General features: G+C 36.4%; 17 protein-coding genes and 1 other annotated feature. Of the genes, 15 read left to right on the forward strand and 2 right to left on the reverse strand.

Annotated elements, in window-relative coordinates:
- Positions 1 to 19: 19 nt before the first annotated feature.
- Together OL233_RS00925 and OL233_RS00930 are read left to right on the forward strand one after the other, a co-directional pair.
- Complete coding sequence (locus OL233_RS00925; RefSeq protein ID WP_275470495.1) at positions 20 to 580, forward strand: TlpA family protein disulfide reductase; 561 nt, start codon at positions 20 to 22, stop codon at positions 578 to 580.
- Between the two features lie 124 nt (positions 581 to 704).
- Entirely contained in the window at positions 705 to 2,378 is a 1,674-nt protein-coding gene (locus OL233_RS00930; protein ID WP_275470496.1) for a formate--tetrahydrofolate ligase, read from the forward strand.
- Between the two features lie 40 nt (positions 2,379 to 2,418).
- Here OL233_RS00930 and nhaC read toward each other — a convergent pair whose 3' ends face one another.
- Together nhaC and OL233_RS00940 are read right to left on the reverse strand one after the other, a co-directional pair.
- Entirely contained in the window at positions 2,419 to 3,801 is a 1,383-nt protein-coding gene (gene nhaC, locus OL233_RS00935; protein ID WP_275470497.1) for a Na+/H+ antiporter NhaC, read from the reverse strand.
- 13 nt (positions 3,802 to 3,814) lie between these two features.
- Positions 3,815 to 3,967 (reverse strand): hypothetical protein, encoded by a 153-nt coding sequence (locus OL233_RS00940; protein WP_275470498.1) that lies wholly within the window; start codon positions 3,965 to 3,967, stop codon positions 3,815 to 3,817.
- Positions 3,954 to 4,147, reverse strand: a binding site (T-box leader). It overlaps the preceding gene by 14 nt.
- 143 nt (positions 4,148 to 4,290) lie before the next feature.
- Between OL233_RS00940 and OL233_RS00945 the strand changes: the two genes are divergently transcribed.
- The 13 genes from OL233_RS00945 (at position 4,291) to OL233_RS01005 (ending at position 18,612) form a co-directional block, all read left to right on the forward strand.
- Positions 4,291 to 5,241 carry a LacI family DNA-binding transcriptional regulator gene (locus OL233_RS00945; protein ID WP_275470499.1) on the forward strand — a complete coding sequence of 317 codons (951 nt, stop codon included), beginning with the start codon at positions 4,291 to 4,293 and terminating at the stop codon, positions 5,239 to 5,241.
- A 128-nt stretch (positions 5,242 to 5,369) separates the two neighbouring features.
- Positions 5,370 to 7,046: an alpha-glucosidase gene (locus tag OL233_RS00950; RefSeq protein ID WP_275470500.1), complete on the forward strand. Its 1,677-nt coding sequence runs from the start codon at positions 5,370 to 5,372 to the stop codon at positions 7,044 to 7,046.
- Positions 7,047 to 7,068: 22 nt separating this feature from the next.
- The gene (locus tag OL233_RS00955) at positions 7,069 to 8,835 is read left to right on the forward strand and encodes a glycoside hydrolase family 13 protein (protein ID WP_275470501.1); all 1,767 of its coding nucleotides are present in this window, start codon (positions 7,069 to 7,071) and stop codon (positions 8,833 to 8,835) included.
- Positions 8,836 to 8,959: 124 nt separating this feature from the next.
- Positions 8,960 to 10,219: an extracellular solute-binding protein gene (locus tag OL233_RS00960; protein ID WP_275470502.1), complete on the forward strand. Its 1,260-nt coding sequence runs from the start codon at positions 8,960 to 8,962 to the stop codon at positions 10,217 to 10,219.
- 103 nt (positions 10,220 to 10,322) lie between these two features.
- Positions 10,323 to 11,627 carry a carbohydrate ABC transporter permease gene (locus OL233_RS00965; protein ID WP_275470503.1) on the forward strand — a complete coding sequence of 435 codons (1,305 nt, stop codon included), beginning with the start codon at positions 10,323 to 10,325 and terminating at the stop codon, positions 11,625 to 11,627.
- Position 11,628: 1 nt separating this feature from the next.
- Entirely contained in the window at positions 11,629 to 12,477 is an 849-nt protein-coding gene (locus OL233_RS00970) for a sugar ABC transporter permease (RefSeq protein WP_275470504.1), read from the forward strand.
- 6 nt (positions 12,478 to 12,483) lie between these two features.
- Positions 12,484 to 13,320: a hypothetical protein gene (locus OL233_RS00975; RefSeq protein WP_275470505.1), complete on the forward strand. Its 837-nt coding sequence runs from the start codon at positions 12,484 to 12,486 to the stop codon at positions 13,318 to 13,320.
- A gap of 23 nt (positions 13,321 to 13,343) precedes the next feature.
- Positions 13,344 to 15,614: a glycoside hydrolase family 65 protein gene (locus OL233_RS00980; protein WP_275470506.1), complete on the forward strand. Its 2,271-nt coding sequence runs from the start codon at positions 13,344 to 13,346 to the stop codon at positions 15,612 to 15,614.
- 62 nt (positions 15,615 to 15,676) lie between these two features.
- Positions 15,677 to 16,336 carry a beta-phosphoglucomutase gene (gene pgmB / locus OL233_RS00985; RefSeq protein ID WP_275470507.1) on the forward strand — a complete coding sequence of 220 codons (660 nt, stop codon included), beginning with the start codon at positions 15,677 to 15,679 and terminating at the stop codon, positions 16,334 to 16,336.
- Between the two features lie 126 nt (positions 16,337 to 16,462).
- Positions 16,463 to 17,002, forward strand: a complete 540-nt coding sequence (locus tag OL233_RS00990; protein ID WP_275470508.1) for a TetR/AcrR family transcriptional regulator — start codon at positions 16,463 to 16,465, stop codon at positions 17,000 to 17,002.
- 37 nt (positions 17,003 to 17,039) lie between these two features.
- Positions 17,040 to 17,372, forward strand: coding sequence for a DMT family transporter (locus OL233_RS00995; protein WP_275470509.1), 333 nt, complete (start codon positions 17,040 to 17,042; stop codon positions 17,370 to 17,372).
- Positions 17,373 to 17,684, forward strand: coding sequence for a DMT family transporter (locus OL233_RS01000; RefSeq protein ID WP_275470510.1), 312 nt, complete (start codon positions 17,373 to 17,375; stop codon positions 17,682 to 17,684).
- A gap of 157 nt (positions 17,685 to 17,841) precedes the next feature.
- Positions 17,842 to 18,612 (forward strand): ABC transporter ATP-binding protein, encoded by a 771-nt coding sequence (locus tag OL233_RS01005; RefSeq protein ID WP_275470511.1) that lies wholly within the window; start codon positions 17,842 to 17,844, stop codon positions 18,610 to 18,612.
- Positions 18,613 to 18,616 lie beyond the last annotated feature (4 nt).

Raw genomic sequence — 18,616 nt, forward strand, 5'->3', positions numbered from 1 at the left:
TATAGGAGGAAAGTTTGGGATGAACAAGAAGAATTGGCTATTAGTTTTACTAGTACCTGTCTTATTAATAGGAAGTTACGTATTGTATCAGAAGTTAACATCAAACTACGAGATACCAGTGGCTGCACCGGAACCTTCTATTCAAGAGGAAGAAAAACTCATTACAGATGAAAGTTTTGATTTTACATATGAAGATAAAAATGGGAAAAAGGGCAAGCTATCTGACCATAAAGGCAAACCTATTGTCGTAAACTTTTGGGCAAGTTGGTGTCCACCGTGTCGCGAAGAAATGCCATTATTTGAAAAGATGAAAAAAGAAAATCCAGATGTCGATTTCTTATTTATCAATCAAGCGGATGGGCAGCGCGAAACACAGGAGTTAGCACTAGAGTTTTTAGAAACAAATGGGATTGATATTGAGACTTATTTTGACAAGACCACAGATACTGGTTATAAATACGGGTTAGCCGCGCTTCCTGCAACGGTCATTATCGACCAAGAAGGTGTGATTCAAGGGAGAATTATGGGACAAGTATCAGAAGAGGCTTTAAAAAATGGCATAGAGTTGATTAAAGAGTAGCCTTTAAGTGAGGCGCTCTTTTTTTATAGGTTTATTTCTTAATAAAGAGGGGGAATAATGGTAGAATAGAAAAAGCGAGAAAAGGGCAGGTTAAATCGATAACCTGACAAAAGGAGGCAATAGGATGACAGACTATTTATCAGATATTGAGATTGCTCAGAAAAATGAAATGACATTTATTGAAGAAGTAGGAGCTAAGATTGGTTTAGACCGTCAAACATTAGAGTTTTACGGGAATTATAAAGGGAAGATTGATGTTAACCAGCTCAAAGATAAAGAAGAGAAAGCTAAGGTAGTCTTAGTAACAGCCATTACCCCGACACCTGCAGGCGAAGGGAAAACAACAACCGTTGTAGGCTTAGGAGATGGTTTAAATTTAATTGGCAAGAAAGCGGTCATTGCTTTAAGAGAACCCTCATTAGGACCTGTGTTTGGTATTAAAGGTGGGGCTGCTGGTGGTGGGTATGCGCAAGTCGTGCCAATGGAAGACATTAATTTACATTTTACAGGGGATTTTCATGCAATAGGTGCAGCTAATAATTTACTGGCGGCTCTGTTGGATAATCATATTCATCAAGGGAATACTCTTAAAATCGATGTTAATCGTATTAACTGGAAACGTTGCGTGGATATGAATGACCGTCAATTACGTCAAATTGTTTGTGGTCTAGGTGCTCGTGTGAACGGTGTCCCTCGTGAAGATGGTTTTGAGATAACTGTTGCTTCAGAAATTATGGCGATTTTATGTTTAGCAAATGACTTAAATGATTTAAAAACACGCTTAAAACAAATTATTGTGGCGTATGATTATGAAAATAACCCGGTAACAGCAGGGGATTTACAAGCAGAAGGTGCGATGACGGCTCTTCTTAAAGATGCGATTAAGCCTAACTTAGTTCAAACGCTAGAAAACAATCCAGCAATCATTCACGGTGGGCCTTTCGCCAATATTGCTCATGGCTGTAATTCAGTAATTGCAACAAAAACAGCTATGAAGTTAGGCGATTATGTGGTAACAGAAGCTGGTTTTGGTGCTGACTTAGGTGCAGAGAAATTCTTAGATATAAAATGCCGACAGTCTGGTGTTAGACCATCTGCTGTTGTAGTCGTTGCTACCATTCGTGCCCTTAAAATGCATGGTGGGTTAGGTAAAGGTGACCTACAAACAGAAGATTTAACAGCTCTTGAAGCAGGCTTGCCAAACTTACTTAAACATGTAGAAAATATGACAGATGTATACGAGTTACCTACAGTTGTCGCGTTGAACAAATTTCCAACCGATACAGATAAAGAAGTGGCCTTGGTTACTGAAAAATGTGCAGCACTTGGCGTGAAAGTTATTTTATCTGATGTCTGGGAAAAAGGTGGAGAAGGCGCTCGTGACTTAGCAGAGGAAGTCGTTGCTCTTGCAGAACAACCAAGCGAGCTTAAATTTGCTTATGAAGAGTCAGATAGTATTGCTGAAAAAATTGAAAAAATAGTTACAAAAGTATACGGTGGTGCGACTGTCCAATTTGCACCAGCTGCTAGAACGATGATGGCGAAATTAGAAAGTTTAGGGTTTGGTAATTTACCTGTGTGTATGGCGAAAACACAATACTCTTTATCGGATAATCCTAAATTATTAGGTCGTCCTACTGACTTTACAGTAGAGGTTAGTCGTATGAAAGTATCTGCTGGAGCAGGTTTTATCGTTGTTTACACAGGTGATGTGATGACGATGCCGGGTTTACCAAAAATCCCAGCAGCTAATAAAATAGATGTAACCGAAGATGGTATGATTACTGGATTATTTTAAATAAACAAAAAGACAGGTCCAATTGGATCCGTCTTTTTGTTTAAGCTGATACAGTTTCTTTTTTGCTAAGACCAATCCCAGTAAAGCCAGATAAGACGGATAGGATAGGGCAAAGTAAATTAAAGAAACAGAAAGGTAAGTAAGCAAGCGTGCTCACGCCAAGGGTTTGGGCCATAAAGACACCACTAACCCCCCAAGGAATTAGCGTATTAAGTACAGCACCAGAATCTTCCAAGGCACGAGATAGAGCAGTTGGAGCTAGGTTACTTTTATCGAAAGCGGGTTTCATCGCTTTACCAGGTAAAATAATGGCTAAGTATTGCTCCCCAATCATGATATTTGTCATAATTCCACCGAAGACGGTTGCGGCAATCAAAGAGCCATTTGAGGTAAGTTTAGTCGTAATGGGAGCCATTAATGCGTCGATAATCCCAAAATTAATAAGTAAACCGCCTAAAGTTAAAGTCAAAATTATAAGTGAGATTGAACTTAGCATGCTGATTAGTCCACCACGAGTTAGGAGTGTATCTAGTTCAGTGACCCCTATTTTGGAAACAAATCCATTTTCAATAAGATCAGCAATCTCGCTTAGACGAATCGCTGGATTTTGAATGAAAAGTAAGCCGATTGAAAGAGCTATGTTGCTTAATAGAGTTGCAATAGCTGGGACTTTCATAATTGAAAAAACAACCATTAAAATAATCGGTAAAGCAGACCACCATCCAATAGTGAAATGAGAACTTAAGGCCGTCGATAATTGTGTGACTTCAGCTAAATTTGCGGTAGCTGTAGTTTGTCTTCCTAAAATAAAGAATAACACTGTGGCAAGTGCAAAAGCTGGAATAGTCGTCCACATTAAGTTACGAATGTGTTTAAATAAATCTGTACCGGCTATAGCAGCTGATAAGTTCGTACTGTCAGAAAGTGGTGACATCTTATCACCAAAAACAGCACCTGAAATGATGGCTCCTGCGATAAGAGCGGGGTTGAATCCAAGAGCTGTTCCCATTCCCATTAAGGCTAGGCCAATCGTTGAAGCTGTAGTAAAGGCACTACCGATTGATGTTCCAATAATAGCGCAAACGATGAAAGTTGAAGGAATAAAGAAATTAATATTAATTAATTTAAATCCGACAACCATCATGGCAGGAATAACTCCTGCTGCAATCCAAGAGGCTATTAGAGCACCTATGAGAAGAAAAATTAACATTGGGATAATCCCTGTAGAGACTCCTTCAATAATGCCTTTGTGAATGTCATCCCAGGTAATTTTTTTAAACCGCCCCCATACCAGTAAAAGGGCAATGGTTAAGATGATGGGGGTTGTTGGGCTCATATTAAATTTGATTACGGCTGTTCCTAAAATCGTAATCATGATGATGAAAATAAGTAATGCTTCTTTGAACGTTATTTTTTTTGTCATGTGTAAAATCCTCCTAGTTATGTGTAAGTTCTGCTGTCATAACTGAAAGACGATAACGAGCAATCCCTCCCACACTGCGTGACGTAATAATAAACATAATAATGCCTCCTAATAGTTTTTGAAATAAAAAAGTCCCAGCTAGCTCTAAAGCTAACTGGGACGACATAGTCGTGGTACCACCCAAAATTCCAAGTCGAATATGACTTGCTCTTATAAGCGTTAACGAGCTTAACCGACTCTTTTTGTAAAAGGTGTAATTCACTTATTCATCCTGATTGACTTGCACCGACCGTCAACTCTCTGTACGCTAAAATGAAAAGCTACTAAATCTTTGAAGAGTAATTTGTTTGATATACTATCTCATTAAATCAAAGAATAGTCAACATTAAACTCTGCAAGTGATTAGTAATTTATTTTCATCATTGGCATTTTATAATTTTAAAGTTATAATCATAATGAGATTGAGTAAGTGTTTGAAAGGGGCAGTTTATGGTTACCTTAGCAGATGTAGCACGTAAAGCGAACGTGTCCAAAATGACCGTGTCACGTGTGATTAATCATCCTGAAAAAGTAACGGATGAATTAAAAGAATTAGTTTTTAATGCAATGAAAGAGTTAAATTATACACCAAATGTTGCCGCAAAGGCCTTGGCGAACAATAGAACACAAGTCATCAAGATGGTTATTTTAGAAGAGATGGATACAACAGAACCATATTATATGAACCTTTTAATGGGAATTTCAAAAGAGCTAGATAAAAATCAATATTCTTTACAATTAGTAACTGAAAATAGTTTCGATATCGGTCAATCAGATGGCTACATTATCACAGGTATGCGTGATAAAGATTATGAATGGATTGGTCAGATGGATAAACCAGTTGTCTTATTTGGAGAAAATCGTTATGGTCATGATTTTGTAGATACTGATAATATGCAGGGGACAACATTATCAACGGAACATGCGATTGAAAAAGGATACGAGCGGTTAGTATTTATTGGGATAGATGTCAAAGAAACCTTTGAATTTTCGAGGGAAGCTGGCTATATTAATACCATGCAAAAAGCACAACGTATTCCAGAAATTTATCGCTTTGATAATCGTTCTAGATACAGTACGGCATTTATTGAAGAAAACTTTTCGACGTTTGAAAAAAACACGTGTTTTATATGTAGCTCTGATCGTCTGGCTCTAGGAATCGAACGAGGCTTACTTAATAAAGGAGCGAAGATTCCTGAAGATTATGCTGTCATTGGTTATGACGGTGTGTTTTTAGATCAGATTGCTTACCCACAATTAACAACAATCAAGCAACCTGTTATTGAGATGGGAAAATCATGTGCGAAGATGTTATTAAATAAATTGGAACAAAAAGGAGCACCTCAAGGACATCTTTTCTTTGAACCTAAGTTAATAGTTAGAGAGAGTAGCTCTCGTTAGTAAAAAGCAAGCGATAAATTTATCGTTTGCTTTTTTTGTTATCGGTATCACGACTTTCTTTATTGTTGTTACATGTAACATTAGGTATTCTAAGAATGTGAGTTACAAGAAAAAGAGGAGGTTAAGAGATGACTTCTAATTGGTGGCAAGAAGCAATCGTCTATCAAATTTATCCAAAGAGTTTTAAAGACAGCAATCATGATGGGATAGGCGATATTAAAGGAATTATTGACGAATTAGATTATATTAAAAGCCTAGGTGTAAACACATTATGGCTAAACCCCATTTTTATTTCACCACAAATTGATAACGGTTACGATATTTCTAATTATTATGCAATAGATCCTATTTTTGGGACGGAAGAAGAATTAGAATTATTCATAGAAGAAGCACATAAACGAGACTTGAAAGTGGTATTTGACTTTGTTTTAAACCATACTTCAAAACAACATCCATGGTTTCAGGAAGCTTTAAAAGGACCGGACAATATTTATAGAGACTACTATATTTGGGAGAAACCTAAAGAAGAGGGTGGCTTACCGAATAACTGGGCTTCTTTTTTTGGTGGATCGGTATGGGAAATGGATGAGAAAAGTGGCGAGTATTATTTCCACTTATTTGATAAAGAAATGCCTGATCTAAATTGGGAAAATGTAGAAGTGAGACATGCTATGTTACATGTTGCTAAATATTGGTTAAGCAAAGGAATAGATGGCTACCGACTTGATGCTTTTATTCATATGGCTAAGGCAGATTTATCGTTGAATGTACAAGGGATACCAGAGGGAGAACTTGCAATTGCGGAAGACTATTATGCAAACTTACCAAAAGTTCAAGACTATTTAGCCGAATTTATCGGAGAGCTTAGAACTATAAAACCTGATTTATTTATATTAGGAGAGGCAGCTTCTGCAACGTCAGAACTAGCAAGAGACTATACAGATTCGGATCGAAATCAGTGTGATACGGTTGTAAGTTTCCGTTACTTCCCAGAGCGAGTGGTTGAAAAGAATGATAAAGTACCAGAGAGTCTACTAACTAAAGAGTTAGATGTGAGCACCTTCAAAGCAACTATGAATGAGTGGCAAGAGGCGTTAGCGGGAGAAAGATACCCAACACTATATTGGAATAACCACGATATGCCGAGACTTGTTTCGAGATTTGGTGATGATAGACGTTACCGAGATGAGAGTGCCAAGATGTTAGCGACGGTGATGTACTTGATGAGAGGATTGCCAGTGTTGTTATACGGTGAAGAAATAGGCATGAAGAATTTGGTAAGTCATGATGTCTCGGATTTCCAAGCACCAGAGGCAGTTAGTTATTATAAGGATATGCTGGCTAATGGGATTAGTTCTGAAGAGGCATTGGCACGTTTATCTAGTGTAAACAAAGAGGCTAGCCGAGGTGCTATGCAGTGGTCTGAAGAGAGTTATGCAGGTTTTTCATCGGTTAAACCGTGGAGCGGTGTTAATGAAGAACAACTGTACAATGTGCGAGAGCAGTCTCAGGACAAAGAAAGTATTCTAAGTTATTACCAAGCCTTATTAGGTTTAAAAAAAGAACGACTATTCTCACAAGGTGGGTTTGAATTACTGCCGACATCAGATGAACTCATCGCTTACCGTCGTTGGACTGAGGAAAACGAAGCACTTGTTATTGCGAACATGACGAATAGAAGTGGCCCGATAGAAGTAGCAATTTCACTTAATGATTATGAAATAGTACTGTCAAATCTTACTAATACTAGTGAGAATCTTAAAGAATTACCGCCATATGGTGTGATTGTATTGATAAAAAAATAAAAATGTAAAAGAGGGATAGATTATGGAAAGAGCAGCTTTATTACACAGACCAGATAGTGAGTACGCTTATTTATATGAGAAAGATGAGTTTCATATTCGTTTAAGAACAAAACGAGACGATGTTAAAGCCGTACATGTGATTAAAGGAGATCCTTATTTAATCGATCAAGATAAATGGTATCAAGAGTCAGAACCGATGATAGTATTAACACAAACCGAAGATTTTGATTATTGGTTCATTAAAACATCGGCGAAGTACCGCCGTTTACAGTATGCTTTTCATGTTATTGGGACAGATGGTGAGGAAGTCTTTTACGGTGATCGTGGGATTTTCCCTTGCACAGAGGAAACAAAAGCCGGGGCAGCTAACTATTTCAGAATGCCTTATTTCCAAGAAGTAGATAGATTTAAGTCACCACAATGGGTCAAAGATACGATTTGGTATCAAATCTTTCCAGAACGATTTGCCAATGGCAATACATCAAATGATCCTGAAGGGACATTACCTTGGGGAAGTAAAGCACCTGATAGAGAAGATTTCTTTGGTGGCGATCTGCAAGGTGTGATTGATAATTTAGATTACTTAGTTGATTTAGGGATTAACGGCATTTATTTCTGCCCAATTTTTAAAGCACATTCGAATCATAAATATGACACGATTGATTATTATGAGATTGACCCAGACTTTGGGGATAAAAAGACGTTTAAAACATTAGTAGAAGAAGCTCACAAACGTGGCATAAAAATAATGCTAGATGCGGTCTTTAATCATATGGGTTACCATTCACCACAATGGCAAGATGTGATTAAAAATGAAGAAAAATCAGAGTATGCCGATTGGTTCCATATCCACAGTTACCCAGTTGAATTTGGAACAAATGGAAATGAAGAAGGCGCGACAACAGTATCGTATGACACGTTTGCTTTCACACCAAGAATGCCAAAATTAAATACAGCTAATCCTGACGTTCAAAAGTATTTACTTGATATAGCAACGTATTGGATTAAAGAATTTGATATTGATGCGTGGCGTTTAGATGTGGCAAATGAAGTGGACCATAATTTCTGGAAACTATTCTATAAAGAGACTGTTGTACTAAAAGATGATTTTTACATACTAGGTGAAATTTGGCACTCGTCTCAAAGTTGGTTACAAGGCGATGAATTCCATGCTGTGATGAACTATGCATTTACTGAAACAATCGAGAATTTCTTTGTTTACGAAGGAATTTTAGCAGATAAGATGATTAGCGGTTTGAATGAGCAATTAATGTTATACCGCCAGCAAACGAATGAAGTGATGTTTAATATGTTAGATTCACATGATACGGCACGTTTGTTAACCATTGCTAAAGAAGATAAAGAAGTGGCTAAGATGACATTAGCTTTTACTTTCTTACAACATGGACAACCATGTGTGTATTATGGTACAGAGGTCGGTATGACAGGTGAGAATGATCCAGATTGTCGTAAGTGTATGGTATGGGACAAAGAGGAACAAGATTTGGTTTTCTATGAGTTTATGAAAGAACTAATTGCACTTAGAAAAGAGAATCAAGAAACTTTAACTAAAGGCTCACTAGAATTTATCTTATCGGATAATGACAGACAAGTTGTTGGATTTGAAAGACGTACAGTTGACCAAGTTATTACAGCTTACTTCAATCGAGGGAACGAGGACTATGTTATCAATCCAGTAGATTCTCAAACGATTGCTATGAGTCAAAATTATAATAAGGCTGAAAAGGCAGTAGGCTCTAAAGGATTTGTTATTTTTAAAACAAAATAATAAGTAGAATAAGATGTTATCGGTAACACTTGTAAAGCGCTTGCAATGATACGGGTAACACTTAATAATAAGAGTGTAAGTTAAAGTAAACGTTTAACCAAAACTATTAGGGGGTAAGGAAACAATGAAAAAATCTTGGAAAAAAGCTGGTTTAGGTCTTTTAGTAGCAGGTGCAGCATTAGGTGTTGTAGGATGTGGCAATTCGAAAGATAAGGCAAAAACAGAAGTAGATGACAAGGTATTGGAAGTTACTGTCGATAAAGGTTATATCAAATATTTAAATGAAATTAAAGGCTCATTTGAAAAAGATAATGGTGTAAAAGTTAAATTAAATGAACGTGATATGTTTGAACAATTAGATGCCCTTGCATTAGATGGTCCTGCTGGAAAAGCACCCGATGTGATGATGTCAGCTTATGATAGATTAGGACCACTTGGACAACAAGGTCATATTGCTGAAGTAAAACTTGGCAATGAAGCTGATTATAATGAAACAGATAAAAAGCAAGTGACAGTCGATGGCAAATTCTTCGGTGAACCTGCGATTATCGAAACATTGATTATGTACTATAACAAAGATTTAGTAAAAGATGTTCCAGTGACATTTGATGATTTAGAAAAACTGTCAAAAGATCCTAAATTTAATTTTGAAGCAGAAAAAGGAAAAAATGTTGGGTTCTTAGCAAAATGGACTGATTTCTACTCAGCATACGGTTTATTAGCAGGTTACGGTGGTTATGTCTTTGGTGACAATGGGACAGATCCAAGTGATGTTGGATTAAACAGTAAAGGTGCTGTAGAAGGTATCGAGTATGCTAATGAGTGGTTCCAAAATATTTGGCCTAAAGGCATGCAAGATGTGAAAAGTGCTGGCGACTTTATCGATGATCAATTTATCAATGGTAAAGCAGGGGCAATCATCAATGGACCATGGGCAGCAAATGGTTATAAAGAAGCCGATGTTAATTACGGTGTAGCGAAAATTCCAACACTTAAAAACGGAAAAGAATATCAAGCGTTTGGTGGCGGTAAAGCGTGGGTAATGAGTAACTATTCAAAACGTAAAGAAATAGGGCAAAAATTCATTGATTTTGTGACAAATTCAGAAAATCAAGAAAAACTATTTGAAATAACAAATGAAGTTCCAGCAAATAATAAAGCTCGCGAAAAAGCGGCATCAAGTGATGATGCGATAACAAAAGCGGTTGTTGATCAATACGAAAATGCTGATCCGATGCCAAATATTCCAGAGATGGGTGAAGTTTGGGCAGGTGGCGAGAACTTAATGTTTGATGCGGCTTCTGGTAAACAAACAGCTCAAGAAGCAGCCGATGCAGCAGTTAAAGTAATCGATGATGCGATTGCACAAAAATATACTAAATAAAACGACCAGTTCCTATTATAGAAATAAGGTATGATCTAGTTTAGTGTTTCGGCAGAGGAGCTTCTTCCTCTGCCGAATTCTTTTAAAGAAGAGGAGAAAGACGATGGATAGAACAGTAACCAATCCAAAAGATGTGAAAAAAGCAACACTCTATTCCTTAATACCGGGTGGAGGACAGCTTTATAATGAACAAAAATTTAAAGCAATTGTATTCTTTGGTATTTTTCTATTATTTGTCATTGAAATGATTAGTTTCGGTGGGGCAGCTTTTCAAGGATTTGTAACATTAGGAAGTACCCCAATTGAAGATCATTCACTATTTTTAATGATAGAAGGAACCCTTCAAATTATAATTACTGCGATATTTTTAATCTTCTACGTGTTGAATATTCGAGATGCTAAAGCTGTTGCGAAACAGTGGAATGCAGGAATGACAGTTAACACGACAGCTAAGGGCGTTACAGATAATGTGTTAGAGAATGGATTTGCTTATCTTTTAACATTACCAGCTTACTTAGTTATGACGTTTACAATTATCTTTCCGGTTTTAGTAACATTATTTATGGCTTTTACGAATTATGATTTTTATCATATTCCTCCAGCGAGTCTAATTGACTGGGTAGGATTTAAAAATTTCTTTAGTATCTTTTTCTTAAGCTCTTACCGAGATACCTTTGGGGCCGTTTTTTCATGGACAGTTATTTGGACATTGTGTGCGTCAACGTTACAAATTGTTCTAGGTGTCTTCACAGCAGTAATTGCTAACCAAGAATTTATTAAAGGAAAACGAATTTTCGGGATTATCTTCTTATTACCATGGGCAGTTCCAGCCTTTATTACAATTATGAGTTTCTCAAATATTTTTAATGACAGTATTGGTGCGATTAACTCTCAAGTTATTCCAATGTTAAACCATTTACCGTTTGTTGATATTGGTGCAATTGCCTGGAAAACAGATCCATTTTGGACAAAAGTAGCAATTATCATGATTCAAGGCTGGTTAGGTTTCCCTTATATTTATGTCATGACAACAGGTATTTTACAATCTATCCCAGGTGAATTATACGAAGCTGCGAAGATTGATGGCGCAAATGCAATGGCACGTTTTAATAAGATAACCTTGCCGATGATTTTATACGTTGCAGCACCAATCTTTGTTACACAATATACAGGTAACTTTAATAACTTCTCTATGATTTATCTCTTTAATAATGGTGGGCCTGGTAGTGTTGGTGGTGGTGCAGGATCTTCAGATATCTTGATTTCTTGGATTTATAAATTAACAACAGGAAATTCACCACAATATTCAGTTGCAGCAGCAGTCACATTATTGATTTCTGCAATTGTTATTTCAATTTCATTAATTGTCTTTAAGAAAACCAAAGCATTTGATATGGAGGGAATGTAAGATGAAAAAAACTCATTCATATAAACGAACCGTTGCACTGAGTAAATTCTTTACGTACCTATTCATGGTCGTGTTATCAATTATTATTATTTACCCATTATTAATAACAGTAAGTTCAGCTTTTAAGGCAGGAAATGTGAGTGCCTTTAGTCTAGATTTTAATAGTAAATGGACATTGAGTAATTTCCAACGCTTATTTTCAGAAACGTTATATGGAAGTTGGTATAAAAATACGTTAATCATCGCAGTTCTAACAATGGTTTGCCAAGTAATAATCGTAACGTTATCTGGTTATACTTATAGTCGTTACCGCTTTGTTGGGCGTAAAAGTAGTTTGAAACTGTTTTTAATTATTCAAATGGTTCCAACAATGGCAGCTTTAACAGCCTTTTACGTTATGGCATTTTTATTAGACGCGTTAGATCAATATTGGTTCCTAACTTTAATTTATATTGGGGGCGGGATACCAATGAATACGTGGTTAATGAAAGGTTATTTTGACACAGTTCCTTATGATTTAGATGAATCAGCAAAACTAGACGGGGCAGGCCATTTCAGAATATTCTGGCAAATTATTTTACCGTTAGTGAAACCTATGATTGCCGTTCAAGCATTATGGGCATTTATGGGGCCATTCGGTGATTTCATGTTGGCACGTTTCTTACTTCGTTCACAAGAAAAAATCACTGTAGCTGTAGGTCTACAATCATTTATTAGCAATTCTAAAGATCAAAAAGTTGCCTTATTTGCAGCAGGAGCAATCCTGATTGCAGTTCCGATCGTAACCTTATTCTTCTTCTTACAAAAACATTTTGTATCAGGATTATTGGCAGGCGGAACGAAAGGCTAAAAAAGGATGAAAACAATGACAAACTTACCATTCCCATTAAATTATTTTAAAAATAGTATGCGACCAGAGACGGTATTTACAGGTAGAAAATCATTAAAGCTACATCAACTTTTAGTTGTCTTTATCTTTTTAACGTCGTTATTACTTGTTCCAGTAACTCTAAACGTTGCTAAAAACCCAAGTATTTCGTTAGAAACGTTGATGCCATCTGCTTTTTCACGATTAGATAAACAGACAGTGTCAGCGATAAAAGAAGCTGACATTAGTGAGGGGAAATTAAATGAAACAGCTCACGTATTCTTAAATGAAGATAAAACTGTTGGCTTTAATTTAACAAAAGAAGAGATGGCAAAACTTTCAAGTGGGATTAGTTTTAATCAAACAGGAATGAGTTTAAAAGATAAATCAGGCTATGCCTTTGATGTAGCCTATTCGAAATCATTTTCTTTGGCGGATAGTCAAACGTTAGATGAATTTAAAAACTCTATCAGTCAAGAATGGTTGATTCAAAATAAAGGATTTGTAGCCCTAACTCTTATCATGATGAGTGCAGGAATGATTTTCATGAGCGAGTTGGTGTTAGTGATTGGAGGGGCCTTCTTTATTTGGGTAACACGTTTTAATGAAGCCTCTTCAATTAAAACATTCCGTGAATCTGTTACGTTGATACTCAATGCTATGGGATTAAGTAGTGTTTTAGCAATGGTTGTTGGGTTAATAAAATTTGATATGACCATTGTTTTAAGCATTCAATCATTGGGACTTGTCGTGATGTTATTAGCAGTATTTGTTAAGACTAGGTTTAACGAAGACCAAACACTTAGAAAAATGAAGCAAGCATAATTTAGTTAGAGGAGAATCAGACGATGTTCAAACGATTATTTGATATTGATCCGTGGAAGATCAAGACAACAGAATTGGCAGTAGAGGATATGAGGTTACAAGAGAGTTTAACTTCAATTGGAAATGGCTATATGGGGATGCGTGGTAACTTTGAAGAGGGCTATTCAGGTGATTCGCATCAAGGCACGTATATTGCAGGTGTTTGGTTTCCAGACAAAACACGTGTCGGTTGGTGGAAAAATGGCTACCCTGATTACTTTGGTAAAGTGATTAATGCGACTAATTTTATTGGGATAGATGTTGTGATTGAAGGAGAGAAAATCGATCTTGCAACAACAACTTATCGTGATTTTTATTTAGAATTGGATATGAAAACAGGGGTATTACACCGCGAATATACCGTTGTAAAAGAGGGCTTAGAAGTTAAATTAACATTCGAACGCTTCATGAGTGTTGCTACACAAGAGTTAGCGCTTGTTAAAGTGACGGCGGAATCATTAAAAGGTCAAGCTACTATTGAGCTGACACCAAAACTAGATGGTAATGTGACCAACGAAGATAGTAATTATGATGAAGTCTTTTGGATTGAAAAAGCACGTCACGTTGGCGAACAGAATTATCTAACAATGGAAACGTTGGAAAATCCATTTGGGACACCTCGTTTTTCTGTGACAACTAGTATGAAAGTTGTCACAAAAGAGGGGTCAAAAGTAACGAACGAAAGTGAAAAATATGTAGCAGAAACATACAGTTATGTATTAGTTCCAGGTTCATCTATTAGTTTGGAAAAATATGTGGCGGTAACAACGAGCCGCGATATTGTAGAAGCCGAACAAGCTCCTAAAGGTGAGGGTATCTTAGAAAGTGCTGTTGAGCTAGGTTGGGACACGTTAAAATCATCTCATATAACAGAATGGCAATCACGTTGGGATAAAGCAGATGTCATCATTGAAGGAGATGATGAAGCGCAACAAGGCATGCGTTTTAACATTTTCCAATTATTTTCAACTTATTACGGTGAAGATGCCCGTTTAAATGTGGGACCGAAAGGCTTTACTGGTGAAAAATATGGTGGTGCTACTTACTGGGATACGGAAGCGTATATTGTACCGATGTACTTATCGGTAACAGGAAAAGAAGTTAGTGAACAATTACTGAAATACCGTCATCAACAACTAGATGGTGCTTATCATAATGCGTCACAACAAGGGTTAAAAGGTGCGCTTTACCCAATGGTTACTTTTACAGGAGTGGAGTGCCACAATGAATGGGAAATTACGTTTGAAGAGATTCATCGTAATGGTGCGATTGCTCATGCGATTTACAATTATGCTACCTATACAGGGGACGACAGTTATCTTGTCAATGAAGGGATAGATGTCTTAGTTGCAATTTCAAGATTCTGGGAAGATCGTGTCCATTTTTCAAAACGTCGTAATCAATACATGATTCACGGTGTAACTGGACCAAATGAATATGAAAATAATGTTAATAATAACTGGTACACAAACACCATTGCAACTTGGGTCTTACGTTTTACGTTAGAGTCGCTTGAAAAAATATCTGCGGATAAGTTAAAAGAATTAGCTATCACTGAAGATGAAAAAGCAAAATGGCAAGATATTATCGACAAGATGTATTATCCAACCGATGAAGAGTTAGGGATTTTTGTTCAACACGATACGTTCTTGGATAAAGACTTACGCCCAGTTTCCGAATTACCTAAAGAGTGCTTACCGCTTAATCAAAATTGGTCTTGGGATCGTGTATTACGTTCACCGTTTATTAAACAAGCGGATGTCTTACAAGGGTTATATTTCTTAGGACATGAATATACTAAAGAAGAGAAACAGCGCAATTTTGATTTCTATGAACCAATGACTGTACATGAATCCTCACTATCAGCGTGTGTGCACAGTATTTTAGCAGCTGAATTAGGCATGGAAGAGAAAGCAGTAGAACTTTATGCCAGAACAGCTAGATTAGATTTGGATAACTACAATAATGATACAGAAGATGGTTTACATATTACCTCAATGAGTGGTGGATGGTTGTCTGTTGTTCATGGTTTTGCTGGAATGAGAACACTAACAGGAAAACTTGAATTAGCACCCTTTACGCCAAAAGAATGGGATGGTTATCGTTTCAAACTGAACTATCGTGAGAGACTGCTTGAAGTAGATGTAACAAAAGAGCAAGTCAAAATTACTCTATTAGAAGGTGAGCCATTAGATGTAACGTTATTTGACGAAACTATTTTACTTGAAACTGAGTTTGTCAAAGCATTAAATTAAACTTAAAAGTAACCAGATAATGTTCGATTATTTGGTTACTTTTTTTAAAAGGGTGGAGAAAAATGAGTGTTAAAGGATTTATTTTTGATTTAGATGGTGTTATTACAGATACAGCAGACTATCATTTTGAAGCATGGAAAAATCTTGCCTCAAATTATGGTATTACGATTGACCGTGAATTCAATGAACAGTTGAAAGGCATTTCTCGTATGGATTCTTTAAATCGAATCTTAGAGTTCGGTGGACGAAAAACTGAGTTTACAGAAGCTCAAAAAGAAGCGATGGCAGCGGAAAAAAACGGAGAGTACGTTAAGTTAATTGAAAAAATGACACCGGAGCACATCTTACCTGGTGTTTTAGATTTTTTAACTGAGCTTAAAAAGCATAATTATCTACTTGGATTAGCTTCGGCAAGTAAGAATGGTCCTGTTATTTTAGAGCGTCTTAATTTAAGTGGCTATTTTGATACAATTGTTGATCCTTCGTTGTTAGCTAAAGGTAAACCAGATCCAGAGATATTCTTAACCGCCGCACGTCAACTAGGGTTAAAGCCAGAGGAATGTATAGGAATAGAAGATGCATCAGCTGGTATTGAATCCATCAATAAAGCAAAAATGTTTTCAGTAGGTGTAGGAGATAAAGAGTCGATGAAAGAAGCAAATTACAGACTTAGTAACACATCAGAATTATCTTTAGAAAAAATTTTAAATAGATTAAGTTAAAAATCTTAGCCGCTTAGGCTAGGATTTTTTTTAGGATTAGATTGACTTTTTATAAAAGGTATCTTAAAATAGAAACCGACTGTTCGTTTTGTTTGTGAATAATAAGTTAATAAAAGGAGTGGAACTATGAATTTATCAAAAGTTGAAGAAAGAAAAAAATATATATTAAGAAGTGCCAGTGAGTTATTGGCAGAAAAAGGTCTAACGGATATTACAATCGATGAGGTCGCGAAACAAGCCTGTTTAAGTAAAGGTGGCGTGACGCATTACTTTAAAAATAAAGATCAATTATTAGTAGAATTAGCTAATATGTTAGATGAAGATTACCTAGATAGAATTGAAAATGAAGCTGCAAAACATGAAGAGGCTAAAGGTGTATGGACAAGGGCGTTATTAGGAGTAGCTGATTTAGATCTTTTGGGAGAAACTGAGATAACAAATGCCTTAGTTGCTGGAGCAATGGCGAGTCAAAAAGAAGGTAACGATGCAAAAAGTTTTGAAGTTATCCAATCTAAATTAGTATCAGATGGTTACGATCCAGTACTTGCTACTATTATTCGTTTAGCGATTGATGGTTTATATTATGCTGAATTATTTAAGGCAGAACCTCTTGATCCTAAACTTAGAAAAGACGTCTTTGATCGTATGATTTCATGGACAGAATAATCACATTAAAATTAAAAATCGAAATGAGTGAATGAGTATGACGAAGGAATGGTTAAAAGTAGTGTTTGCCTCACTGTTTGAATTGGTATGGGTCAGTGGTTTGGCTCACGCTTCGACAGTATTAGAGTGGGTGTTAACAGCCATAGGAGTAGTGGTTAGTTTTTATTTACTGACATCATCCGTTAAAAAGTTACCCATTGGGACAGTGTATGCAGTCTTTGCAGGCCTAGGGTCAATAGGAAGCATTATTGTAGGTGTTACATTTTTTGGAGAATCAATTAGTCTATTAAAGATTGTCTTTATGGGAACTCTATTATTAGGTATTATTGGTCTGAAATTAATTGAGACAGACAAGGATGAGGTGAAATAGATGCATTGGTTAGCTTTAGTAGGCGCAGGCTTGATGGAAGTATTAGGTGTTTGGAATATTAAACGCATTGCAGAGGGGAATAAAAAAGCAATTGTTGTTGCATTTTTTACCATGGGAAGCAGTTTGCTGATGTTATCATTTGCCCTTCAGACGATTCCGATGGGCACAGGTTATGCCATTTGGACTGGAATAGGAACAGTGGGGACAGCCATTCTTGGAATTATTTTATATAAAGATTCAACAGATATTAAGCGTTTAGCGTGTATTGCTTTAATTTTAGGATCTACAATGGCGCTTAAATTATTATCATAAAAAGAAAGAGCATAATTGCTCTTTCTTTTTTTTTGCTCATGTGACAAAAGTGTTAGATGAGTCAGATGAATTGTAAGATGAATCAGAGGTCATTCTTATTAAGGGAGAGTAAACTAATGGTATAAGATAAAGCGCACAGCGCATAGGAGGAAATAAAATGACAGAAAAAGTACTAGAAGTTTCTCATATAAAAAAAGTTTATGGTAAAAAAGGTGAAAAACAACATGAAGCAATCAAAGACATGACCTTTGATATAGAAGAGGGAGAGTTTGTTGGGATTATGGGACCTTCAGGTTCGGGGAAAACAACGCTACTTAATCTTTTATCAGCGTTAGATAATCCGACAAACGGTGATATTAAAATATCTGGTAATAGTTTAACTGGGTTAAAAGACTCACAGTTGTCAGATTTTAGAGCAAAAAATATCGGCTTCATTTTTCAAGATTTCAATTTATTAGAAAATTTAACCATGAGACAAAATATCGGCTTACCGTTATCACTTCAAGGTGTATCTCATGCAAAAACTAAGAAAAAAGTTCAAGACATCGCTCGTATATTGGATATTGAAAGAATATTAGGAAACTATCCTACAGAGGTCTCGGGTGGTCAGAAACAACGTGTAGCAGCTGCGCGAGCATTGGTTCATAATCCTGCTTTACTACTGGGAGATGAGCCGACAGGAGCCTTAGACTCGAAGAATGCAAAGAATTTACTAGGCGCCTTAAAAGATCTTAATGAAGATTATAAAACAACGATTTTAATGGTAACTCATGACGCGGTAAGTGCGAGCTATTGTAAACGTATCTTATTTATTCAAGATGGTGTGATTTATCGTGAGTTATTCCGCAGCGGAACACAGCAAGAATTTTATCAAGAAATTTTAGCCGTACTAGCAGGGTTAGAATTAGATAAAGAAAGTTTGGTGTAAGTTT

This window comes from Vagococcus proximus, assembly GCF_029143285.1.
GTDB classification, from domain to species: domain Bacteria; phylum Bacillota; class Bacilli; order Lactobacillales; family Vagococcaceae; genus Vagococcus_D; species Vagococcus_D proximus.